At 60.0% G+C, this 21,137-nt stretch carries 23 protein-coding genes and 1 pseudogene; 7 read left to right on the top strand and 17 right to left on the bottom strand.

Annotation, left to right across the window (positions count from 1 at the left end; all coding sequences use genetic code 11):
• The 7 genes and pseudogenes from trpB to CO660_RS26890 form a co-directional block, all read right to left on the bottom strand.
• Window positions 1-1,221, bottom strand: coding sequence for a tryptophan synthase subunit beta (trpB, locus tag CO660_RS26920; protein ID WP_097601320.1), 1,221 nt, complete (start codon window positions 1,219-1,221; stop codon window positions 1-3).
• Window positions 1,222-1,223: 2 nt separating this feature from the next.
• A complete protein-coding gene (locus CO660_RS26915) occupies window positions 1,224-1,892 on the bottom strand; it encodes a phosphoribosylanthranilate isomerase (protein WP_097601319.1) in 669 nt (222 codons plus the stop codon).
• A 75-nt stretch (window positions 1,893-1,967) separates the two neighbouring features.
• A complete protein-coding gene (locus CO660_RS26910) occupies window positions 1,968-2,726 on the bottom strand; it encodes a SprT family zinc-dependent metalloprotease (RefSeq protein WP_085776434.1) in 759 nt (252 codons plus the stop codon).
• A gap of 212 nt (window positions 2,727-2,938) precedes the next feature.
• On the bottom strand, window positions 2,939-3,373 hold the full coding sequence (locus CO660_RS26905; RefSeq protein ID WP_064800136.1) for a DUF2852 domain-containing protein: 435 nt from the start codon (window positions 3,371-3,373) through the stop codon (window positions 2,939-2,941).
• A gap of 144 nt (window positions 3,374-3,517) precedes the next feature.
• Window positions 3,518-4,795, bottom strand: coding sequence for a polyhydroxyalkanoate depolymerase (phaZ, locus tag CO660_RS26900; protein ID WP_097601318.1), 1,278 nt, complete (start codon window positions 4,793-4,795; stop codon window positions 3,518-3,520).
• Window positions 4,796-4,999: 204 nt separating this feature from the next.
• Complete coding sequence (locus CO660_RS26895) at window positions 5,000-5,842, bottom strand: fumarylacetoacetate hydrolase family protein (protein WP_097601317.1); 843 nt, start codon at window positions 5,840-5,842, stop codon at window positions 5,000-5,002.
• 95 nt (window positions 5,843-5,937) lie between these two features.
• Window positions 5,938-6,311 (bottom strand): annotated as a pseudogene (locus tag CO660_RS26890) (glutathione S-transferase family protein); the annotation flags it as partial.
• A gap of 131 nt (window positions 6,312-6,442) precedes the next feature.
• Here CO660_RS26890 and CO660_RS26885 point away from each other — a divergent pair.
• Complete coding sequence (locus tag CO660_RS26885; protein WP_097601348.1) at window positions 6,443-6,727, top strand: DUF2218 domain-containing protein; 285 nt, start codon at window positions 6,443-6,445, stop codon at window positions 6,725-6,727.
• A 36-nt stretch (window positions 6,728-6,763) separates the two neighbouring features.
• Entirely contained in the window at window positions 6,764-7,363 is a 600-nt protein-coding gene (locus CO660_RS26880; protein WP_097601316.1) for a nitroreductase family protein, read from the top strand.
• Window positions 7,364-7,426: 63 nt separating this feature from the next.
• On the opposite strand, the gene gyrB is transcribed toward CO660_RS26880, so the two are convergent.
• From gyrB to CO660_RS26855, 5 genes are all read right to left on the bottom strand, one after another.
• Complete coding sequence (gene gyrB, locus CO660_RS26875; protein WP_097601347.1) at window positions 7,427-9,862, bottom strand: DNA topoisomerase (ATP-hydrolyzing) subunit B; 2,436 nt, start codon at window positions 9,860-9,862, stop codon at window positions 7,427-7,429.
• A 135-nt stretch (window positions 9,863-9,997) separates the two neighbouring features.
• A complete protein-coding gene (locus CO660_RS26870; protein WP_085776430.1) occupies window positions 9,998-10,375 on the bottom strand; it encodes a helix-turn-helix domain-containing protein in 378 nt (125 codons plus the stop codon).
• A complete protein-coding gene (locus CO660_RS26865; protein WP_097601315.1) occupies window positions 10,372-10,941 on the bottom strand; it encodes a Smr/MutS family protein in 570 nt (189 codons plus the stop codon). Before CO660_RS26865 ends, CO660_RS26870 begins: the two co-directional genes overlap by 4 nt.
• Window positions 10,941-12,062, bottom strand: coding sequence for a murein transglycosylase A (locus tag CO660_RS26860; RefSeq protein ID WP_097601314.1), 1,122 nt, complete (start codon window positions 12,060-12,062; stop codon window positions 10,941-10,943). The genes CO660_RS26865 and CO660_RS26860 overlap by 1 nt, the downstream gene beginning before the upstream one ends.
• Window positions 12,055-12,759, bottom strand: coding sequence for a Tim44/TimA family putative adaptor protein (locus CO660_RS26855; RefSeq protein ID WP_097601313.1), 705 nt, complete (start codon window positions 12,757-12,759; stop codon window positions 12,055-12,057). The genes CO660_RS26860 and CO660_RS26855 overlap by 8 nt, the downstream gene beginning before the upstream one ends.
• 132 nt (window positions 12,760-12,891) lie before the next feature.
• Between CO660_RS26855 and CO660_RS26850 the strand changes: the two genes are divergently transcribed.
• Together CO660_RS26850 and secB are read left to right on the top strand one after the other, a co-directional pair.
• Complete coding sequence (locus tag CO660_RS26850; protein WP_097601346.1) at window positions 12,892-13,398, top strand: FxsA family protein; 507 nt, start codon at window positions 12,892-12,894, stop codon at window positions 13,396-13,398.
• A gap of 100 nt (window positions 13,399-13,498) precedes the next feature.
• Window positions 13,499-13,981, top strand: coding sequence for a protein-export chaperone SecB (secB, locus tag CO660_RS26845; protein WP_011423412.1), 483 nt, complete (start codon window positions 13,499-13,501; stop codon window positions 13,979-13,981).
• A 51-nt stretch (window positions 13,982-14,032) separates the two neighbouring features.
• Here secB and dnaQ read toward each other — a convergent pair whose 3' ends face one another.
• The 5 genes from dnaQ to CO660_RS26820 are packed head-to-tail and all read right to left on the bottom strand — an operon-like array spanning window position 14,033 to window position 17,662.
• Window positions 14,033-14,755, bottom strand: coding sequence for a DNA polymerase III subunit epsilon (gene dnaQ / locus CO660_RS26840; protein ID WP_097601312.1), 723 nt, complete (start codon window positions 14,753-14,755; stop codon window positions 14,033-14,035).
• Complete coding sequence (gene coaE, locus CO660_RS26835) at window positions 14,748-15,359, bottom strand: dephospho-CoA kinase (RefSeq protein WP_097601311.1); 612 nt, start codon at window positions 15,357-15,359, stop codon at window positions 14,748-14,750. The genes dnaQ and coaE overlap by 8 nt, the downstream gene beginning before the upstream one ends.
• Entirely contained in the window at window positions 15,359-16,216 is an 858-nt protein-coding gene (locus CO660_RS26830) for a shikimate dehydrogenase (RefSeq protein WP_097601310.1), read from the bottom strand. Before CO660_RS26830 ends, coaE begins: the two co-directional genes overlap by 1 nt.
• The gene (locus CO660_RS26825) at window positions 16,209-16,808 is read right to left on the bottom strand and encodes a Maf-like protein (protein WP_097601309.1); all 600 of its coding nucleotides are present in this window, start codon (window positions 16,806-16,808) and stop codon (window positions 16,209-16,211) included. Before CO660_RS26825 ends, CO660_RS26830 begins: the two co-directional genes overlap by 8 nt.
• A 32-nt stretch (window positions 16,809-16,840) precedes the next feature.
• Window positions 16,841-17,662: a pyruvate, water dikinase regulatory protein gene (locus CO660_RS26820; protein WP_085776422.1), complete on the bottom strand. Its 822-nt coding sequence runs from the start codon at window positions 17,660-17,662 to the stop codon at window positions 16,841-16,843.
• A gap of 399 nt (window positions 17,663-18,061) precedes the next feature.
• Between CO660_RS26820 and hemE the strand changes: the two genes are divergently transcribed.
• The 3 genes from hemE to rho all read left to right on the top strand — a co-directional run bounded on the left by hemE (window position 18,062) and on the right by rho (window position 21,110).
• Entirely contained in the window at window positions 18,062-19,105 is a 1,044-nt protein-coding gene (hemE, locus tag CO660_RS26815) for a uroporphyrinogen decarboxylase (protein WP_097601308.1), read from the top strand.
• 2 nt (window positions 19,106-19,107) lie between these two features.
• Window positions 19,108-19,644: a protoporphyrinogen oxidase HemJ gene (gene hemJ, locus CO660_RS26810; RefSeq protein WP_097601307.1), complete on the top strand. Its 537-nt coding sequence runs from the start codon at window positions 19,108-19,110 to the stop codon at window positions 19,642-19,644.
• A gap of 200 nt (window positions 19,645-19,844) precedes the next feature.
• The gene (gene rho / locus CO660_RS26805) at window positions 19,845-21,110 is read left to right on the top strand and encodes a transcription termination factor Rho (protein ID WP_003589536.1); all 1,266 of its coding nucleotides are present in this window, start codon (window positions 19,845-19,847) and stop codon (window positions 21,108-21,110) included.
• Window positions 21,111-21,137 lie beyond the last annotated feature (27 nt).

The raw sequence follows: 21,137 nt of genomic DNA, 5'->3' as shown, positions 1-21,137 counted from the left end.
TTACAGTCCCATTCCCAGAATCTTGCCGACAGTGAAGATATCCTTGTCGCCGCGGCCGGAGAGATTCATCAGGATGATCTCATCCTTGCCCATCTTCGGCGCGCGCTTGATGACCTCGGCAATCGCATGCGCGGCCTCGAGCGCCGGGATGATGCCTTCGAGGCGGGTCAGGGTCTGGAAGGCCTCGAGCGCTTCGTGGTCCATGATCGGCACATAGTCCACGCGGCCGATATCGCTCAGCCAGGAATGTTCGGGACCGATACCGGGATAGTCGAGACCGGCCGAAATCGAGTGACCTTCCTTGATCTGGCCATCGCCATCCTGCAGCAGGTAGGTGCGGTTGCCGTGCAGCACGCCGGGCGTTCCGGCGGTGATGGAGGCGCAATGTTCGTCGCCCTGCAGGCCCTTGCCGCCGGCTTCGACGCCGACGATCTTCACGGAGGAATCATCCAGGAAGGGATGGAAGATGCCGATGGCGTTCGAGCCGCCGCCGACGGCAGCAATGACGAGATCCGGCAGACGGCCTTCGGCTGCCAGCATCTGCTCTTTCGCTTCGGCGCCGATCACCGACTGGAAGTCGCGGACCATCTCCGGATAAGGATGCGGGCCGGCCGCCGTGCCGATCAGGTAGTAGGTATCCTCGACATTGGTGACCCAGTCGCGCAGCGCCTCGTTCATCGCATCCTTAAGGGTGCCGCTGCCTGCCGTAACCGGCTTCACTTCGGCGCCGAGCAGCTTCATGCGGAAAACGTTCGGCGCCTGGCGCTCGACGTCGGTGGCGCCCATGTAGACGACGCAGGGGAGGCCGAAGCGGGCAGCAACGGTCGCCGAAGCGACGCCATGCTGGCCGGCGCCGGTTTCGGCGATGATCCGCGTCTTGCCCATGCGCTTGGCGAGCAGGATCTGGCCGATGCAGTTGTTGATCTTGTGCGAACCGGTGTGGTTCAGCTCCTCGCGTTTAAAATAGATCTTCGCGCCGCCGAGTTCGGCCGTCAGCCGTTCAGCGAAATAAAGCGGGCTCGGGCGGCCGATATAATGGGCGCCAAGATGCTTCAGTTCCGCCTGAAAGGCGGGATCGTTCTTCGCCTTGTTCCATTCATCCTGCAGATCGAGGATCAAAGGCATCAACGTTTCGGCAACGAAACGACCGCCATAGATGCCGAAGCGGCCATCTTCATCGGGCCCGGAACGGAAGGAATTCGGTTTAGGCGTTTCGTTCACTCTCAACTCCCTGAGGCCACGACGGACTTATCCGCCTCTTCGACCGCATCGAAAAATTCATCGATCAACGCGACGCTCTTGACGCCGGGCTCGGTTTCGACACCCGAGGAAACGTCGATACCATGTGCCTTTGTCTTCACAAGCGCATCCGCGACATTGTCCTTGTTCAGCCCGCCGGACAGCATGTAGTCGATGCTGCCGTCGAGCCAGCCGAGAAGGCTCCAGTCGAAGGAAATCCCGTTGCCGCCAGGCAGTTCCGAACCCTTCGGCGCTTTCGCATCGAAGAGGAAACGGTCGGCGATGCCGATATAGGCTTCGACGCGCTTGAGATCGTCGGCCGTACGCACGGAAAAGACTTTCATCACAGGCAGACCATAGAGCGCCTTGATGGTCAGCACATGTTCGGGACTCTCGTTGCCATGGAGCTGCAGCATGTCAGGCTTCAGCAGCGACACGATTTCGTCCAGATCGTCATTTGTGGGATCGACGACGACGGCGACGATCTTCGCCCTGCCACGCGCCGGTTCGGCAAGCTTTGCCGCCACATCCGGCTCGATGTAACGCGGGCTCTTTTCGAAGAAGATAAAACCGATATGGGTCGCGCCGCGTTTCAACGCGCGATCAATCGCTTCGGGCGTCTTCAAGCCACAGATCTTGATATCGGGTTTCATGGCAGCGAAGTGACACGAAATGCTGCAAGAGTCGAGCCAATTTGCATGGAAAGCTGTATTTAGCGGGGCTTGGGTCTAATCGAAATCGATGGCGTGCAGCTGGCTGCCGTGCCGCTTCAGCCACAATTTCGCTTCCTCCATGCCGGGGCAAAGCTTCTTGCAAAGTGCCCAGAAGCGGGGGCCGTGGTTCATCTCCTTGAGATGGGCGACTTCGTGAGCGGCCAGATAATCGATCACCGAAGGCGGCGCCATGACGATACGCCAGGAGAAACTCAAATTTCCCTCCGACGAGCAAGAGCCCCAGCGGCTGCGGGTATCTTTCATCGAGATCGAGCGGATCGGTGCCCGGATCGTTGCCGCATGCATCGTCGCCAGCCTCTCGAGATCGGCGCGCGCCTCCTTCTTGAGGAAGGCCGAAATGCGCCGTCCGACATGCTCGGGCAGGCCGCTGACGCGCAGCACAGGGCTGCCATCCACAGCGACCGCCTCCGTCAAGCCGCGCAGACTGCCTGTGTGCTCGATGCGATGGGAAACGCCGCGCAGGAGGATCTTCCCGCCGTCGCTTAAGCCGGTATCGATCGAAAACTTGGCGAGCTTGGTGAGCAGCCATCCCTGGTGCCGATCGAGGAAAGCGTTGACCTCACGCGCCGCAAGGCCTCTTGGTACCGTCATCCTCAGAGCCCGCCCACCTGGCTCGATGCGAAGCGTGATACGGGTTGCCTGATCGTGCTGCTTGATGGTCAGCGGCATGAGCCGGCCGGCGACGTCGAGCGTCCGCGTCTCGGGCGGAGCCGGCTTTCGCGCCTTTGGCCGTGTCTTCAGAAGCGGAAACATGGTGATTTTCTATACGATTCGCCGGTGAATCCTAAACGATTTGCGAGGCTGGCGGACATGGAAAAACCGGCATCGGTGAGATGCCGGTCACCATTTCATCGCCTGAAGCGCGTCGCGATCTTTCAGATTCGCTCCTTGCGCTTTAGGTCTTCGTTTACGCATGTCGTTGCCGCAAAAGCGCTTCACACTCCTGCGCGACATGCTTTAAGCCTTCACGGCGTCTGGAACTCTGCGACCGGGCCGTTATCGTCGCGCTTGGCGTTTTTGCGGTCACGCATGAAGCGGTCGAACTCTTCCTGGTCCTTAGCGCGGCGGAGTTCACGCAGATACTCGTCGAATTCCTCGCGCATTTCGTCGAGCTTGCGGCGCTCTTCCTCGATCCGGTCGAGCTCGGCCTTACGCCAGTCGTCGAATGCGACGTTGCCGGTCGAAAAATGCGGGCGGTGGCGGCCATGCGAACGGCGGCAGGAGGCAAAGAAGCCGTCGGTCGCCTGATTGACGTCGCGCTTGAAGCCGCGCAGACGATCGCCGAAAATGATGTAGGCTAGCATGGCCAGACCCAGAGGCCAGAAAACCATGAAGCCGAGAATCATCAGGGCAATGGTAGCCGGAGTCCAATCCGGTCGAAGCAATGCTGACTGGTTCATCGTGCGGTATCCTCGCTTTCCGCGGCCGGCAAGATGCCGAACGCTGGAAATCGATGTGGTTACCGCAAGAACCGCCTTCAAGACGATTGCCTGCCAAATCGAACAAGGCCTTGAATCCACTTCCCTAATTCAGCTGTCGCTAAATCAGGCGGTGCGACCGCCCTTGATGACGCGCGGCACCTGCGGCTTGACGGCGGTGCGGGAATGCTGGCGGACAAAATTGACGATGCGCGGCGCGATCTCGCGACGGAATCGCGAGCCGTTGAAAACGCCGTAGTGGCCGACATCCGGCTGGAGATAATGCATGCGCATGTCTTCGGGGATGTTGACGCAGATGGTCTGCGCCGCCCTGGTCTGGCCGACGCCTGAAATGTCGTCATTCTCGCCCTCGACGGTCAGGAGCGCGACCCTGCGGATCGCCGCCGGATCGACCCGCTTGCCTCGGTGCATCAATTCGCCCTTCGGCAGCGAATGCTTCATGAAGACCTGTTCGACCGTCTGCAGGTAGAACTCGGCGGTCAGATCCATGACGGCGAGATATTCGTCATAGAAATCGCGATGTTTTTCCGGTTCGCCATCGTTCTTCACGAGATGCATGAAGAACTCCTTGTGGGCGACGAGGTGCCGGTCGAGGTTCATCGACATGAAGCCCGACAACTGCAGGAAACCGGGATAGACAGGCCGCATGAAGCCCGGCTGCGGCCAGGGCACGTTCATGATGACATTGTCGGAAAACCACTGCAGCGACCGCTCCTGGGCGAGCTTGTTGACCGCCGTCGGATTGATGCGCGTGTCGATCGGGCCGCCCATCAGCGTCATCGATGACGGCGACAGCGGATCCTGGGCTTCCTCCATCACCGCGGCTGCGACCAGCACCGGCACCGACGGCTGACAGACGGCGATCACATGCGTGTCGTGACCGAGGAAATGCAGCATCTCGATGACGTAGTCGACGTAATCGTCGAAATCGAAGCTGCCTTCCGTCATCGGCACCATGCGGGCGTCGATCCAGTCGGTGATGTAGACATCGGCGCTCGGCAGCAATGCCTCGACGGTACCGCGCAGCAGCGTCGCATAGTGGCCGGACATCGGCGCAACGATCAGGATGCGCGGATCGCTGGCGCGGCCAGGCGGGACGTTGCGCGAGAAATGAAGGAGGTTGCAGAAGGACCGCGACCAGACGATCTCTTCACGAACGGAAACCGTCTGATCGCCGATCACCGTCTGCTTCAGTCCGAACTCCGGTTTCCCGTAGCGGCGCGTCGTACGCTCGAACATTTCGAGGCTTGCCGCCATCGTGCGGCCGAACGGCGTCTGGGCGAACGGGTTCAGCGGATTGGCATAGGCAAACCGCATGATGTCAGCCGCGGCGCGAAACGGCGCCATGGCGGCATGATTCAATTCATAAAGCTGATAGAACATAGAAGGCGCTGCCTTTCTCTATCGAAAAGATGACGTCGGGTGATAGACGTCGAGCTCTTTCCGCACGCTGGCACGTAACGCAGACTAACAGGTTTTTGTTGCACAGCAACATGGACGTCCCAGACCTGCACAGGAAATGCCAGAGAGTTGATCTCTGGCATCACCATAGAACCGAAAGTTTAAGGTTCAGCTGAGGTAGCGTCGTTAACGATCCGCAACAAAGCTCTGCTTCTGGCTGCCGAGCCCTTCGATGCCGAGCTCGACGACATCGCCATTCCTGAGGAAGCGCGGCGGCTTCATGCCCATTCCGACGCCGGGCGGCGTCCCCGTCGAGATGACGTCGCCAGGATGCAGCGACATGAATTGGCTGAGATAGGAAACGATGTGCGCGACGCCATAGACCATGGTCTTGGAGGAACCATTCTGCATCGTCTGACCGTTGACCTTAAGCCACATACCGAGATTCTGCGGATCGGCGATTTCATCCTTGGTGACCAGCCAAGGGCCGATCGGGCCGAAGGTGTCGCAGGACTTGCCTTTGGTCCATTGGCCGGCGCGCTCGGTCTGGAAGGCGCGTTCGGAAACATCGTGCGACACACAGTAACCGGCGACATAGTCGAGCGCCTCGGCTTCGCTGACATATTTCGCCGTCTTGCCGATGACGACGCCGAGCTCGACTTCCCAGTCGGTTTTTTCGGAACCGCGCGGGATCAGAACGGTGTCGTTCGGGCCGACGATGGCCGACGTCGCCTTCATGAAGATGACCGGCTCCGGCGGCACGGTGGCTCCGGTTTCGGCGGCATGGTCGGAGAAATTGAGGCCGATGCAGATGAATTTGCCCGTGCCGGCGACGCAGGCGCCGATACGGCCGGGGGCAAGTTCCGGAAGGCTCTTCGGATCGAGCGCCGCGATCCTTGCAAGGCCGGACGGCGATATTGCCTCGCCAGCGATATCGGCGATATGCGCCGAAAGATCGCGGATCTTGCCATCCGCATCGAGAAGCGCCGGCTTTTCTCGACCTGCTTCGCCAACACGCATCAGCTTCATGGAATGCCTCCTCATCGAAATCGAATGTGCGACCACCTATGAACGAATTATTCATCGGTGTCATTACGGCTTTGCCCGGAAGCGGTACGGCGTTCCTAGAAAATTTCGGAGAGATCTGGACCGGCAGGAACGATTTTCGTCAAGTTCAGGCTTTCAACCGAATAGTAGCCTCGCTTGATATGGTCGAGACCCATTGTCTCAGCGATATCCGGCCAGTGCAGTGTGAGCCAGCAGAAGGCGCTTAGATCGGCATAGTCCGAAAGCCGGTGTTCCGCGAAGAGGTAAGACCAGTTTTCGAATTGCGGCTCGATCCAATCGAAGACATCGGCGAAGGCTTTCTCATCGGCGATCTGCTTGCTGGCAAAACCGGCGCGATAGGCCCCATTTGAGGGCGGGATAGACGCGGTCGTTGAAACCATCGATTTTCAACCCGTCTGTCGACGGGACAGAGATCGATTGGTTTTTTCGCTTTGGCGCGCGCTCAGGGCCGATCCTCATAGAGACTGTCCGTTCACCCAGCTGCGACGACGCTGCGCTTGCCAAGACGGCGAAGCAGGAAATATGACTTTGGCCTCAGTCCAACATGAGATGGAGTTCGACATGCACCTCTCCAAGGCCGTCGTAGGCACCGAACATGCGAGCCGCTACCTGCAGCAGCTCTGCAAGCACTGGAGCCACAAGTTCAGCGTCGATTTCGATTCGCATAAGGGCCGGGTGCCGTTCAGCGAAAGCGCCGAGGTGATATTCGCCGCCGACGATGCGGCGCTCACCATGACGCTTTCCGTTGCCGATCCCGACCAACAGGCAAGGATGCAGGGGGTGATCGACGATCATCTGAAGCGTTTCGCCTTCCGCGAGGAACTCGACATCGTCTGGACCGATTGACCTCAACGATTTTTATGCCCCAACCCTGGAACAAGCATGACGCAGAGCAATAACCGCGAATCCCAATATCCGATCGATCCGATGTTTCTCGACCGCTGGTCGCCTCGCGCCTTTACCGGCGAAGTCATCGATGAGGCACAGCTGCTCAGCCTGCTCGAAGCCGCCCATTGGGCGCCCTCCTCTTCCAACCAGCAGCCTTGGCGCTTCACCTATGCCCTCAAGGGCTCGGAGCACTGGGAGAAATTCGTCACACTGCTCGTCGACGCCAATCAGGAATGGGCGAAGAACGCATCGGCATTGATCTTCGTCGTCTCACGCAGCTTCACCGGCGTTGCCGGATCCGGCGAGGAAAAGCCGAGCTACACCCATTCCTTCGACGCCGGTGCAGCCTGGGGATACCTGGCCCTGCAAGCGCGCCTTTCCGGCTTCTATGCCCATGGCATGGGCGGCATCAAACATGAGGAAATCAGAAAAACCTTCGATATCCCCGAGGGTTACCGGATCGAAGCGGGCGTTGCCGTCGGCCGTCTGGCCGACAAGAGCGTTCTTTCCGAACGCAATCAGGCGCGCGAATTCCCGAGCCAGCGCAAGCCGCTCTCCGACCTTGCCTTTAACGGCCATTTCCTAGCCAACTGAGCGACAGAACAAGCAAAAGCCCCGCCGTCTTGCGACGGCGGGGCTTTTATTGAAGGCACTCGATCAGATGTCGAGATTGGCGACGCTGAGCGCGTTGTCCTGGATGAATTCGCGCCGGGGCTCGACTTCATCCCCCATCAGCCGAGCGAAGAGGCCGTCGGCATCGGTGGCATCGGCAACCTTGACCTGCAGCAGCGAACGGACATTCGGATCGAGCGTCGTTTCCCAGAGCTGTTCGGCATTCATCTCACCGAGACCCTTGTAGCGCTGCATGGTCAGACCCTTGCGACCGCTGGCAAAGATCGCATCGAGCAGGGCGCGCGGCCCTGAAATCTCAATGTCGCCTTCGCGCCGGTGCAGCGACGGCGGCGTCTGATAGATTTCCTTGAGACGCGCGGTCAGCTGGTCGATGTGGCGGGCATCGGAGGAGCCGATCAGCGCCATGTCGAGCACCACCACTTCCTTGACGCCGCGAACCATGCGCTCCAGGCGCAGGCCGCCATCGCTCGCCAGGTCGCCCTGCCAGCCGCGTTCGGTCTCTTCGGCAATGATGTCGAGACGGCTTGCGACCTCGCTCGCCAATGCCTGCGCTCTCGCCTGATCGCTGACGAGTTCGGCATTGAGCGCGCCGGCGATCGCCGCCTGTTCGACGACGGCGCGATTGTAGCGCGAATGGAGATTGTCGAGCAGAGCGCGCATACGCAGCGCATCGAGGATGACCTCGCGCAGGTCCTGTCCGGTGCGGACCTCGCCGCTGCCGAGTCTCAACGCGGCATCCTCCAGACCTTGGGCGATGAGATACTCCTCGAGCGCCTTCTCATCCTTCAGATACTGCACCGACTTGCCGCGCGCGACCTTATAGAGCGGCGGCTGAGCGATGTAGAGATGGCCGCGCTCGATCAGTTCCGGCATCTGCCGGAAGAAGAAGGTGAGCAGCAGGGTGCGGATGTGGGCGCCGTCGACATCGGCGTCCGTCATGATGATGATCTTGTGATATCGCAGCTTTTCGGCGTTGAACTCGTCCTTGCCGATGCCGGTGCCGAGCGCGGTGATCAGCGTGCCGATTTCCTGGCTCGACAGCATCTTGTCGAAACGGGCCCGTTCCACATTCAGGATCTTGCCGCGCAGCGGCAGGATCGCCTGGTTTTCGCGCGACCGGCCCTGCTTGGCCGACCCGCCGGCGGAATCGCCCTCGACCAGGAAGACTTCGGATTTGGCCGGATCGCGTTCGGAGCAGTCGGCGAGCTTGCCCGGTAGTGAGGCAATATCGAGCGCACCCTTGCGGCGGGTCAATTCACGGGCCTTGCGGGCCGCTTCGCGCGCGGCTGCCGCCTCGACGACCTTGCCGACAAGGATCTTGGCTTCGCTCGGATGCTCCTCGAACCAGGTGTTCAGCGCCTCATTAACGAGGCTTTCGACGACAGGACGGACTTCCGAGGAAACGAGCTTGTCCTTCGTCTGCGACGAGAATTTCGGATCGGGCACCTTGACCGACAGCACCGCGGTCAGGCCTTCGCGGCAGTCTTCGCCCTGCAGCGTCACTTTTTCCTTTTTGGTGATGCCGGAATTGTCGGCATAGGAAACCACCTGACGGGTCAAGGCCGCGCGGAAGCCGGCCATATGGGTGCCCCCGTCACGCTGGGGAATGTTATTGGTGAAGCAGAGCACGTTCTCGTGATAGCTGTCGTTCCACCACATCGCCACTTCGACGGTGATGCCGTCCTTCTCGCCGCGGATGGCAACGGGCTTGTCGACGAGCGGCTTCTTGGCGCGGTCGAGATAGGCGACGAAGGCTTCGAGGCCGCCGTCATAGCGCATTTCTTCCTGCTTGATATCGGAATGACGCTTGTCGCTCAAAAGGATGCGCACGCCCGAATTCAGGAAGGCGAGTTCGCGCAGGCGGTGCTCCAGCGTACCGTAATCGAATTCAGTCATGGTGAAGGTTTCGCTGCTCGGCATGAAGCTCACTTCCGTGCCGGTCGAATCAGGGGCATCGCCGGTGACCTTCAGCGGTGCGTCGGCCACGCCATGGGTGAAGCTCATTTCATGGATCTTGCCATGGCGGCGGATCTTCAGCTTCAGCCAGACAGAGAGGGCGTTGACGACGGAAACGCCGACGCCATGCAGACCGCCTGAGACCTTGTAGGAATTCTGGTCGAATTTGCCGCCGGCATGCAGCTGCGTCATGATGACTTCGGCTGCTGACACGCCTTCGCCGCTATGGATGTCGGTCGGGATGCCGCGGCCGTTATCGGTGACCGTAACAGAACCATCCGGGTTGAGGGTGACGGTAACGATGTCGGCATGGCCGGCCAGCGCTTCGTCGATCGCGTTGTCGACGACCTCATAGACCATGTGATGCAGGCCGGAGCCGTCGTCGGTATCGCCGATATACATGCCGGGGCGCTTGCGCACGGCATCGAGGCCCTTCAGGACCTTGATGGAATCTGCGCCATATTCGGTGCTTACGCCGTTTTCCGTCGCGGATGTATCGCTCATTCTGTCGAGATTTTCCCTGTTGCCGTAAAGCGGCGGCGCGCCCTGCGAATCACCGGCTTTCTTCACTCTTGTATATAGGTTTTTTGAGCCCGGTTCCCAATGGCAAGTCCCCTGAACAAGCCATAAAACAGGGGATTATGACGCTTTTCCGTCACCTTTGCCGCCATTTTCGAGAACAGCCGATAACCGGGCGATCTCGGCGCTGTCAAGGTCGCGGATCCGCCGGGCCAGCCGGTTGGCGAGTTCGGTATATTCCGGCGGCAGGCCCGAGGTGTCGATGACGACGCGAGGGTCGGAGGAGCGGGCAAGCAGGAACAGTTCCTCGGCCTCGTCCCAGATGATGTTGAAGTAGCCTGCGATGCGCTGCAGCAGGTCGAATGTCGGCAGGCCGCGCTTGCCATGTTCGAGCGCCGAGAGATAGGCGGGGGAGACGTTCAGTGCTTGCGCCATCTCCTTCTGCGAGACGCCCTTTCGCGCCCTCAGCCTGCGAACCGCCTCTCCAAAGGGTGTCATGGCTTTTCCCCATGCCGCCGCGACAGCCGGATATAGAGCGCTCCCTCACCGCCATGATGCTGTGCGGCTGGCTCATAGGAGGAGATCAGGTAGCGGAATTCCGGCTTCGAGAACCACAGGGGAACCGCTCTTTTCAACGCACCTTCGCTGCCCAGCGAGCTGCCCTTGCCGGTGATGACAAGCACATGGCGCATGCCGCGTTCATGGGCGCGGATTAAAAAATCGAGCAGGATGACATGGGCCTCGCTCTGCACCAGGCCATGCAGGTCGATGCGCGCCTCGAGCGCCAGCCGGCCTTTGGCGATTTTGCGCTTGACCGGTCTTTCCAGCGGATGGTGCGCCTTCGCCGGCTGTCGCGGCGTCGACGGTGGGGCCGGCTGTGCTGCCGTCGGCGCAACGGAGGTCTGCTTTTCGGCTGTCTGCCGTTCTGCCGCCGCTTCCGCTTCGGCCAGAAAGGCGTCAAGCTCGGTCAACTCGTTCGCTTTTCCGGGCATCGGCCGCGTGCTGCGGGCCACCTTGCCCCACAGGATCCTCTCATCGGCGCTGAGCTTGCGATCCCTGGCCATCAGTCGAAACGTCCGGCGGCGGCTTTGGGAATGAGGATGACGAAATCGGCGTCGTTGCGGACGGTGCCGGCGCGCTCTCCGGCCAAGTCCCCCGAACCGGTGAAGATATCGCCGCGCGCCGGCCCGACGATCGCCGAGCCGGTGTCGAGCGCCAGCATCAGCCGACGGAACGGGCGGCCGTGATTAAGATGGGTGAGGCTGTCGGCGCGGATGAAAATGGTGAAACCGAAGGTATGGATCAGCCGGTCGACCGCGAGCGAGCGCCCGGCGAGAAGCGGCACCTTGGCGGCGGCAATCGGACCCGCCTCAGGATCGGCAACCGCCGCTTCCCGGAAGAAAATATAGGAGCGGTTGTGCCATAGCACCTCGTCCACCCGCTCGGGATTGCGGGCCAGCCAGGCGCGGATCGACTGCATGGAAATCTCGGCGCGGTCGATCTCACCGCGGTCGATCAAGAGCTTGCCGATCGCCGAGAAGGGATGCCCTGCCTTTGCCGCGTAAGTGATGCGGCCGATACGCCCGTCGCGATAACGCAGGCGCGCAGCGCCCTGCACATGCACGAAGAAGACATCAACCTTCGATTTCGCCCAGGCGATTTCAAGGCCGCGACCGGCGAGAAAGCCCTGATCGATCTCGCGGCGATCCGGATAAGCGCCAATGCGGCCATCATCATGCAAGCGGCCGAAAACATAGGATCCATCCAGTTCGGCCGGGCGATTGCCGTCATCGAGATCGACCAGATCGTTCGGGCGGCTGTAGAAGGGAAAACGGAAGAGCTCGTTTTGCCGATCCGATACCTCGACCTCAGGCTCGTAAAAGGCGGTGACGAAACCGGACTTGCCGTCCTTGCGGCGGATCAGAAATGGCCGGCAACGCGTCTCGAAAAAGGCGCGCGCCGCTGCCGGCGACGACGGCGTAAAATTTTCAGCGTCCAGCAGAAGGAGAAGCAGGTCCTCGGCGCTCAGGCCGAGCGAGCCAGTACGGTAGGGCTTTACGTCGGTGATCTGCCGGCGGCAGCGCCCCATCACTTCAAAAAGGCCGGAGGGATCATCATCCTTCCAGCCTTCCAAATTATCGAAGCTGATGGCCTGCAGGACGAAGTCCGATGCCTGATCACTCATGTTCCGATTCGGTCGCCACAAGTTTCCAGTTCGGATCACGCGAGCGGGTGTCGCGGGCGAAGGTCCAGAGATCGTTGACCTCGGCGACGTTTTCGGCGTCGCCCTCGATCAGGACGTCAGCCTTGTCGTAAGTCGCCGAGATCAGCTGGCTGACGATGCGCACGGTGATCTGCGCTTCGCTGCCCTTCGTCTCGGCATGGGTGATTTCGGCCTTGTCGATGCCGACGAAGGTGGACTTGACCTTTTCGCCGCGGGCTTCGCGCTCGGCAATCGCCACCTCGAATCCGTCATAAACCTCACGGGACAAAAGGTTCTTAAGGGTTTTGCGATCGCCATCGGCATAGGCCATGACGATCATTTCGTAGGCCATGCGGGCACCGTTCAGAAACTCCTTCGGGCTGAAGGAGGAATCGGCCTTATTCAGGGCGCGCAGCGATTCGTTGAGCGGGGTCCCCGGCGCGGCAAAGGCGTCGATGGCAGAGAAGCGCTCATCGTCCTCGGCCGTCGCATCACGGCGCGGCAGCGTCACGACCTTGCCGGCGTCGGCAGCCTCAGCCGGAGCAGCATCCCTTGGCCTATAGAGATCGCGGGGCGGCTTCTCATTTCCTGTGCGGCGCCCGAGCACGGAGCGGAGCTGAAAGAAGATCAGCACCGCCGCCACCAGGAAGAATAATGTGATGAAGTCGTTCGAACTCATATCCAGTCGCAACCGCCGTTAACATCTCTGATTTGTACTCCCATATAGTCCGCCTATACAGATGATTCAAATGATGGCTGGCATCTTCGCCGGCGCCACGAGGAGACCGGCAAAGGCCGGGACATGACGACCATGCGTTTTTCAATTCTGCCGGCTTTCATTCTGTTGCTGCCGCTTGGCGAAATTGCCGGCTTCGTCATTGTCGGTCGCGCAATCGGCCTGGCGCTGACGCTTGCGCTCGTCGTGGCGAGCTTCATCTTCGGCGTGGTCCTGCTGCGCCGGCAGGGAATCGGCATCCTGCGCCGGATGTCGAGCGAAGGGCGGAACGGCGTGATGCCCGGACGTGATCTGCTGAAGCCGGCAATGACGGTGATTGCCGCGCTGCTGCTGATCATTCCCGGTTTCCTCACGGATATCATCGCCATCCTCATTCTCATTTCGCCGGTGCGCGATCTCCTCTGGCGGTCGATCGCCAAACGCTTCGTCGTCGTCAACGCCACAAGCGGCTTTTCCGCTGGCGCGAAACCCGACTTCCGCGATCGCAATTCAAATTCGAAGGTGGTCGATCTCGACGAGGAGGACTATCATAGGGAGCCGGATCGCAACTCGCCATGGTCCGGCAAACATCTCGGGGACTGAGGCTTCGCCGGTGTCGGATGCGGCTTGCGCCCAGGGTTGTAAGCCCCTCCCCGAAATGTTAGATGGCGGCACCATTCCCATGCCCTTCGAGGAAAAGCCAATGGCAGACGATAACAACAGCAACGGTGCGACCAACCCGACCCTTTCGATCCTTGCGCAATATACCAAGGACCTCTCATTCGAAAATCCGGGTGCGCCGCGTTCGCTGCAGGCCCGCGACAAGGCGCCAACGATCAACATCAATGTGAACGTCAACGCCAATCCGCTTTCCGACACGGATTTCGATGTCGTGCTGTCGCTGAATGCCGAAGCCAAGGATGGCGACAAGACGGTGTTCCATACGGAGCTCGTCTATGGTGGCGTCTTCCGCGTTGCCGGTTTCCCGCAGGAGCACATGCTGCCGGTGCTCTTCATCGAGTGCCCGCGCATGCTCTTCCCCTTCGCCCGGCAGATCATCGCCGACGTGACCCGTAACGGCGGTTTCCCGCCGCTGATGATCGATCCGATCGACTTCACGCAGATGTTCGCTCAGCGCGTTGCCGAAGAACAGGCCCGCGCCAAGGTTCAGGCCGTTCCGAACTGATCGAATCTTTGGATTCTGACATGCGGATGCCCGGGCCGGTCCCGGGCATTTTCAATTCGGGCGGGCGTATTTCGCCCAGATGCCCTTTTCGCCGAGCTTGGCGACCAGCGCCTCATGCGCCTGCGCTTCGGACTGGCTGAGCCGGGAGCCAAGCGGACGAGGGCGTTCGAGCGCCGCGGCAAACGCCATATCATCTTCCGTCGCCATTTCACCGCGGGCCGCCTGGCCGGGTTGACCCGATATGCTCAGGCCGAACGCAGCCTGTCTGCCGCCGATCATCTCGATATAGACTTCGGCCAATAGTTCGGAGTCGAGCAGCGCGCCGTGTTTGGTACGGTGCGAGTTGTCGATGCCGTAACGCCGGCAGAGCGCGTCGAGCGAATTCGGTCCCATCGGGTGCTTGCGCCGCGCCATCGACAGCGTATCGACCACTTTGTCGGGCAAGATCGGCGGCAAACCGAGCCGCGCGAATTCAGCGTTGATGAAGCCCATATCGAAAGTGGCGTTATGGGCGATCCATTTGCCGTCGCCGAAGAAGGCGAGGATTTCCTCGGCCACCTCGGCGAAAGGCTTCTTGTCCTTCAGGAATTCATCGGTGATGCCGTGCACCGCAAGTGCATCCGGATGAACCTTCTGGTCTCCCGGATTGATGTAGATATGCAGCGTGTTGCCGGTCGGAAAATGGTTGAAGAGCTCGATGCCGCCGATTTCGATGATACGGTCGGCGCGGTTGTCGAGGCCGGTGGTTTCCGTATCGAAGATGATCTCACGCATTCCGGAAATCTCCATTGGCAATCCGCATTTTCAGCTCGGCGACGATCTCAAGTACCCGCGCCCTGGTCTCCGCAATGCTGTGGCTGGTGTCGACCAGATAATCGGCGCGGCGCCGTTTTTCCGCATCAGGCGTTTGGCGAGAGAGAATCATATCGAATTTTTCTTCCGTCATGTCATCGCGCGCAAGCACCCTCTGACGCTGAATCTGTGGATCGGTGCTGACGACAACGATGACGTCCACTCTCTCCCAGGCGCCGGTTTCGAAGAGCAGCGGAATATCGAGCAGGACCATTTCGGCGCCGGCTGCCTGCTGTCGCTCCAGAAATTCCGTTTCCCGTTTGCGCACCAGCGGATGGACGATCGCTTCGAGGCGCTTGAAGCCTTCGGGATCGAGCGCGAGCTGGCGGCCCAGCTCCTGCCGGTCAACCGCTCCATCCTTCATCGTGCCGGGGAAAGCGGCATCCACAAGCGGTGCTGCCTCGCCGGCGTAGAGATCATGGACCACGGCGTCGGAGTCATTCAAGGGGATTCCGGCCTCGGCGAAGAGTTTGCCGACCGTCGATTTTCCCATTCCGATTGAGCCGGTGAGTCCGATCTTCAGCATCAATGGACTTCCATGTCGGCGATAATCAAAGCGCGCAACGCCGCGTCGACGACCGGACGCTTGCCGAACCATTTTTCGAAACCGGGAACAGCCTGGTGCAGCAGCATGCCGAGACCGTCGACGACCGACAGTCCCTGCTCTTCTGCCTGTCTCAGGATCGGTGTCTTCAAGGGGATGTAGACGATATCGGTGACGACGGCATCCGTTGCGAGCGGCGCAAAATCGATCGACGGCGCCGCTTCGCCATCCATGCCGAGCGAGGTCGTGTTGATGAAGAGGCCAGCGCCATGCATGACTTCGGCAAGCGCGCCCACCGGATGGGCTCGAACTCTCGGACCGAAGCGATCGGCCAGCTCTCGCGCACGTTCGACGGTGCGGTTGACGACGTGGATTTCCCTGAAGCCACGGTCGCGGACGGCTTGGATGATCGCCCGACTCGCGCCGCCGGCACCGAAGACCACGGCCGTATCATGACGGTCCCAGCCGGAATGGCGTTCGTCGAGATTGGCGGTGAAGCCGCTGCCGTCGGTATTGGTGGCATGCAGGAGACCATCCTCCAACCAGAGCGTATTCGAGGCGCCGAGTTCATGCGCCAGATCGTCCGGCTTGTCGGCGAGCCGGAAGGCAAGTTCCTTGTGGGGGATGGTGACATTGCCTCCAATAAAGCCGGAGCTGCCGTCCTTCAGCGAGGCAATAAAATCGGGAAAGGCATCGGGTGTCACCTCGTGGGCGCGGTAGCTGCCCGGGAGGCCAAGCGTCTTCAGCCAGTATCCATGTATCAGCGGTGAGCGCGAATGCTTGATGGGAAAGCCCGTGACAAATGCATTCGGCCCCAGTGTTTCACGTGAATCATCCATCGATCGCCCCGAATTCTCGCAATTTTCCCAGGAGCGGAAGCATCGGCAGCCCGAGTATGGTGAAATAGTCACCCTCGATCTTCTCGAAGAGTTGAACGCCCTCACCTTCCAGCTGATAGGCGCCGACGCTGGAAAGCGCCCGTTTGCCCACCCGCGCCAGGTGCCTGGCGATGAAATCTTCCGTCAAGGATCGCATTGTCAGTTCGGCATGGCCGATATGCTCCCACAAGACGGCGCCGTCGCGGACGATCGCGATGGCGCTGTTCAGCCGGTGGGTGGTGGCCGACAGAGCGCGAAGGTGGTTCGCGGCGTCGGCCATGTCCTTCGGTTTGTGAAAAACGCGGTCGCCGAGCGACATCGTCTGATCCGAACCGATGACGAGAGCCTCGGGGAAACGGGCGCTGACATCTTCGGCTTTAGCCTTGGCCAGGATGCAGGCGACGGTGTCCGGCTTCGCACCGGCTTTTTCGAGCGGCGCCTCAACCGCCCTTTCGTCGATCTCCGCGGGATGTGCCTCAAAGGAGAGACCGGCATTTTCCATCAGCATCCGCCGAAAAGGGCTCGACGATGCAAGGATGAGTTTCGGTGTCATGGTTTCTCCCACTCCCGGCTTTTTGTCAGCGCTTAACGCAGCTTCGGGCGGAGGGCAACAATGGCGGCCGCCGTTTCCTCGATTGAGCGGCGCGTAACGTCGATCAGCGGCCATCCGTGGCGGGCGCAGAGGGAGCGGGCATATTTCAGCTCTTCCGAGATCGTGGCTCGATCGGTGTAGTGCTCGCGGTCGAAACCTTGCGTCGTCCCGAGCACCCGATTTTCCCGGACCTGGGAAATGCGGTCGGTGGTGGCGATCAGGCAGACGATCAGCGGTTTTGTCGCCACGAGCAGGCTCTCCGGCAAGGGCACGCCATAGACGATCGGGATGTTCGCCGTCTTGATGCCGCGATTGGCGAGATAGATGCTGGTCGGCGTCTTCGATGTCCGGCTGATGCCGATGATGACAACATCCGCGTCGTTGTAATCATCCGGCATCTGGCCGTCGTCATGATCCATGGTGAAGTTCAACGCCTCGATGCGGGCGAAGTAGCCAGCATTCATCACATGCTGGGCCCCGACCCGGCGGCGAGACGGGGCGCCCAGATAGATCTGGAACGCATTCATGACCGGCTCCAGCACATTGACCGAGGCGACACCCATCTCGACGCAGCGTTCGTCGATCAGGTTCGCCAGATCGCGGTCGACAATGGTGTAGAGCACGATCCCCGGCGCATCATCGATCGCCTGCAGAACCGGCAGCAGCTGTTTGCGATTGCGGATCAGCGGATAGACATGTTCGATCGGCTGGGCGGATCTGAACTGCGCCGAAGCGGCGCGACCGGCGGAGATGAGAGTCTCTCCGGTCGAGTCAGAAATCAGGTGCAGATGAAAGAAGTTCGTTCTGTTCTCCACGTTATTTTCCGCTGCCTGTTGAAAAGACTGGATGATGGAGAGCTAAGGCGGCGAGGCTGTCTCGGGCAAGGGAAAACATGCCTGCTTATCCACATTTCGAATTTTCCGGACCGGTTTCGGCCGCTTCTGTGGAGGCTGGGGATGAAATCGACTTGTCGTCCAGCGGCCCACAATCTATCCACAGGCACGAAAAAATCGTCCTCTGGCAAGGATTTGGAATCGCTTTCGGATTCCGATTCTCCCCAGAATTTTACAGGAATGGAGAAATTCTTTCGAGTTCCTCGTCGAACGCGCGACAAATGGCATCGGCGGTGGATGGATTTTAATCCTTGATAGACACCGACTCTAAGAAATAGAAACCTTTTAAAATATCTTTGATTTTTTATAGGGAAGACGCGCTTGAGCGATAGGCGGCGAAAGATCATGAGGGTTCTCGACGGCGAAAGCGTTTTTCCTCCTCCTCTCTGGCTGATGAGACAGGCAGGACGCTATCTGCCGGAATATAGGGAGACCCGGGCAAAGGCCGGAAGCTTCCTCGATCTCTGCTACACGCCCGATCACGCCGTCGAAGTGACATTGCAGCCGATCCGCCGCTATGGCTTTGATGCAGCGATCCTGTTTTCCGACATCCTCGTCATTCCCGACGCGATGAAGCGGAATGTTCGTTTCACTGAAGGCCATGGACCGGAAATGGATCCGATCGATGAAGCAGGCATCGGCAGATTGAATGGCGACGAGGTTGTCGATTACCTCAGACCGGTGCTGGAAACGGTACGGCGGTTGCGGGAGGAATTGCCTGAAGAGACGACTCTGCTCGGTTTCTGTGGCGCGCCTTGGACGGTTGCGACCTATATGATCGCCGGCCATGGCACCCCGGATCAGGCCCCTGCCCGTCTCTTCGCCTATAAACATCCCCGCGCCTTCGAGCAGCTGCTGATGCTGCTTGCCGACGTTTCGGCCGATTATCTCGTGGCGCAGATCGATGCCGGCGCCGATGCCGTGCAGATTTTCGATTCCTGGGCGGGTGTTCTCGGTGAGAAAGAGTTCGACGCCTTCGCTGTCAAGCCGGTTGCACGGATGATTGCCTCGATCAAGGCGCGGCGGCCGCAGGCGCGCATCATCGCCTTCGCCAAGGGTGCGGGCTACCAGTTGAAAACCTATCGTCAGAAGACCGGAGCGGATGCGATCGGTCTCGACTGGTCGATCCCATTGGCCTTTGCGGCCGAACTTCAGAAGGATGGTCCGGTTCAGGGCAATCTCGACCCGATGCGCGTCGTTGCCGGCGGCCGGGCGCTGGAAGAGGGTATCGACGATATTCTGAATCATCTCGGCAATGGGCCGCTTATCTTCAATCTCGGCCATGGCATCACGCCGCAGGCCGACCCTGAACATGTGCGTTTGCTGGTTGAACGCGTGCGGGGTTCACGGATGGCCCAGACGTGACAATGGAAAAACAGACGGACCGTAGAGCCGGCGCTTACGCGCGGCGCCGCGCGCATTTTGCGCTGGTCTTCTTCGCGCTGATCGCGGTTGGGCTGTTCGCCTGGAATCCCGACAATCTCTATCTCTGGATCAAGGCGCTTCATATCATCGCGGTCATCTCCTGGATGGCAGGACTGTTCTATATGCCGCGGTTGTTCATCTACCATACCGACGCCGAACCAGGCTCGGTGCAGTCGGAAACCTTCAAGGTAATGGAGCGCCGGCTGCTTCGCATCATCATGACGCCGGCGATGATGCTGACCTGGATCTTCGGTCTATATCTCGCCTGGTCGGTCTACGGGTTCCAGGGCGGCTGGCTGCATGCAAAAATCGGGCTTGTCGTGCTGCTGACCGGGATCCATATGTTCTTCAGCAGCGCCGTGCGCGCCTTCGAGCGGGACGAAAATCACCGTTCCGCGCGCTACTGGAGGTTCATGAACGAGGCGCCGACTTTGCTGATGATCGCGATCGTGATCCTCGTCGTGGTGAAGCCGTTCTGACGAGAAATCCTCCCTCAGGTTAAATTTGCTTCATTTTAAGCAGCCCCCTTGCGGCGGCGATAACGAGTCGCTATTTTCCGCGCATCTCATCTACGTGGCATGTGTGTAGATTTCAGTCGTCTGCGAGCCCCTTTCGCAGTACCGAATACGACCCAACATCGCCTTTCCCCTTCGAAATTGAAAAGAGTATTGGTCACTTCATGGCTGAAATGAAGCTTCAGGAACTTAAGAGCAAATCCCCGACGGATCTTCTGGCTTTCGCCGAATCGCTCGAGGTCGAGAATGCAAGCACGATGCGCAAGCAGGAGCTGATGTTTGCGATCCTCAAAATGCTTGCCAGCCAGGATGTGGAAATCATCGGCGAAGGGGTCGTCGAGGTGCTGCAGGATGGCTTCGGCTTCCTGCGTTCGGCGAATGCAAACTACCTGCCCGGTCCCGACGACATCTACATCTCGCCGTCACAGATCCGCCGTTTCTCGCTGAAAACCGGCGACACGGTCGAGGGACCGATCCGCGGGCCAAAGGAAGGCGAGCGTTATTTCGCGCTGCTCAAGGTCAACACCATAAATTTCGACGATCCGGAAAAGATTCGTCATAAGGTTCATTTCGACAACCTGACGCCGCTCTACCCGAACGAGCGCTTCAAGATGGAGCTCGAGATCCCGACCTCCAAGGATCTGTCGCCGCGCGTGATCGACTTGGTGGCGCCGCTCGGCAAGGGCCAGCGCGGACTGATCGTCGCGCCTCCGCGCACCGGTAAGACCGTGCTTCTCCAGAACATCGCCCATTCGATCACGGCCAACCATCCGGAATGTTATCTCATCGTTCTTCTGATCGACGAGCGTCCCGAGGAAGTGACCGACATGCAGCGCTCGGTCCGCGGCGAGGTTATCTCCTCGACCTTCGACGAGCCGGCAGTGCGTCACGTCCAGGTGGCCGAAATGGTCATCGAAAAAGCAAAGCGTCTGGTCGAGCACGGGCGCGACGTCGTCATCCTGCTCGATTCGATTACACGCCTTGGCCGCGCCTATAACACGGTCGTTCCCTCCTCCGGCAAGGTTCTGACGGGCGGCGTGGACGCCAACGCGCTGCAGCGGCCGAAGCGCTTCTTCGGCGCCGCGCGCAATATCGAGGAAGGCGGTTCGCTGACGATCATCGCGACTGCGTTGATCGATACCGGCAGCCGCATGGACGAAGTCATCTTTGAAGAGTTCAAGGGTACCGGCAACTCCGAAATCGTTCTTGACCGCAAGGTTGCCGACAAGCGCATCTTCCCGGCGATGGATATTCTGAAGTCCGGCACGCGTAAGGAAGACCTTCTGGTTCCGCGCCAGGATCTGCAGAAGATCTTCGTTCTGCGTCGTATTCTCGCGCCGATGGGCACTACCGACGCGATCGAATTCCTGATCGACAAACTCAAACAGACGAAGAACAATTCGGACTTCTTCGACTCGATGAACACCTGATCCTTAGCCGGATTCCGCTGATGAGAG

The organism is Rhizobium sp. L9, from assembly GCF_002531885.1.
Lineage (GTDB): Bacteria > Pseudomonadota > Alphaproteobacteria > Rhizobiales > Rhizobiaceae > Rhizobium.
Note: the sequence above shows the minus strand (reverse complement) of the source record. Positions and strands in the feature narration are given on the sequence as shown.

Excerpts from the sequence above, each read along its gene's own strand:
- CO660_RS26870 (WP_085776430.1), bottom strand. The coding sequence starts at position 10,375 with ATGACACCCTTTGGAGAGGCGGTTCGCAGGCTGAGGGCGCGAAAGGGC.
- CO660_RS26865 (WP_097601315.1), bottom strand. The coding sequence starts at position 10,941 with ATGGCCAGGGATCGCAAGCTCAGCGCCGATGAGAGGATCCTGTGGGGC.
- coaE (WP_097601311.1), bottom strand. The coding sequence starts at position 15,359 with ATGCTGAAGATCGGACTCACCGGCTCAATCGGAATGGGAAAATCGACG.
- CO660_RS26880 (WP_097601316.1), top strand. The coding sequence starts at position 6,764 with ATGACGCAGAGCAATAACCGCGAATCCCAATATCCGATCGATCCGATG.
- CO660_RS26905 (WP_064800136.1), bottom strand. The coding sequence starts at position 3,373 with ATGAACCAGTCAGCATTGCTTCGACCGGATTGGACTCCGGCTACCATT.
- secB (WP_011423412.1), top strand. The coding sequence starts at position 13,499 with ATGGCAGACGATAACAACAGCAACGGTGCGACCAACCCGACCCTTTCG.
- phaZ (WP_097601318.1), bottom strand. The coding sequence starts at position 4,795 with ATGTTCTATCAGCTTTATGAATTGAATCATGCCGCCATGGCGCCGTTT.
- dnaQ (WP_097601312.1), bottom strand. The coding sequence starts at position 14,755 with ATGCGTGAGATCATCTTCGATACGGAAACCACCGGCCTCGACAACCGC.
- CO660_RS26860 (WP_097601314.1), bottom strand. The coding sequence starts at position 12,062 with ATGAGTGATCAGGCATCGGACTTCGTCCTGCAGGCCATCAGCTTCGAT.
- gyrB (WP_097601347.1), bottom strand. The coding sequence starts at position 9,862 with ATGAGCGATACATCCGCGACGGAAAACGGCGTAAGCACCGAATATGGC.
- CO660_RS26910 (WP_085776434.1), bottom strand. The coding sequence starts at position 2,726 with ATGTTTCCGCTTCTGAAGACACGGCCAAAGGCGCGAAAGCCGGCTCCG.
- CO660_RS26855 (WP_097601313.1), bottom strand. The coding sequence starts at position 12,759 with ATGAGTTCGAACGACTTCATCACATTATTCTTCCTGGTGGCGGCGGTG.
- CO660_RS26850 (WP_097601346.1), top strand. The coding sequence starts at position 12,892 with ATGCGTTTTTCAATTCTGCCGGCTTTCATTCTGTTGCTGCCGCTTGGC.
- CO660_RS26830 (WP_097601310.1), bottom strand. The coding sequence starts at position 16,216 with ATGGATGATTCACGTGAAACACTGGGGCCGAATGCATTTGTCACGGGC.
- rho (WP_003589536.1), top strand. The coding sequence starts at position 19,845 with ATGGCTGAAATGAAGCTTCAGGAACTTAAGAGCAAATCCCCGACGGAT.
- hemJ (WP_097601307.1), top strand. The coding sequence starts at position 19,108 with ATGGAAAAACAGACGGACCGTAGAGCCGGCGCTTACGCGCGGCGCCGC.
- CO660_RS26885 (WP_097601348.1), top strand. The coding sequence starts at position 6,443 with ATGCACCTCTCCAAGGCCGTCGTAGGCACCGAACATGCGAGCCGCTAC.
- CO660_RS26895 (WP_097601317.1), bottom strand. The coding sequence starts at position 5,842 with ATGAAGCTGATGCGTGTTGGCGAAGCAGGTCGAGAAAAGCCGGCGCTT.
- CO660_RS26915 (WP_097601319.1), bottom strand. The coding sequence starts at position 1,892 with ATGAAACCCGATATCAAGATCTGTGGCTTGAAGACGCCCGAAGCGATT.
- CO660_RS26825 (WP_097601309.1), bottom strand. The coding sequence starts at position 16,808 with ATGACACCGAAACTCATCCTTGCATCGTCGAGCCCTTTTCGGCGGATG.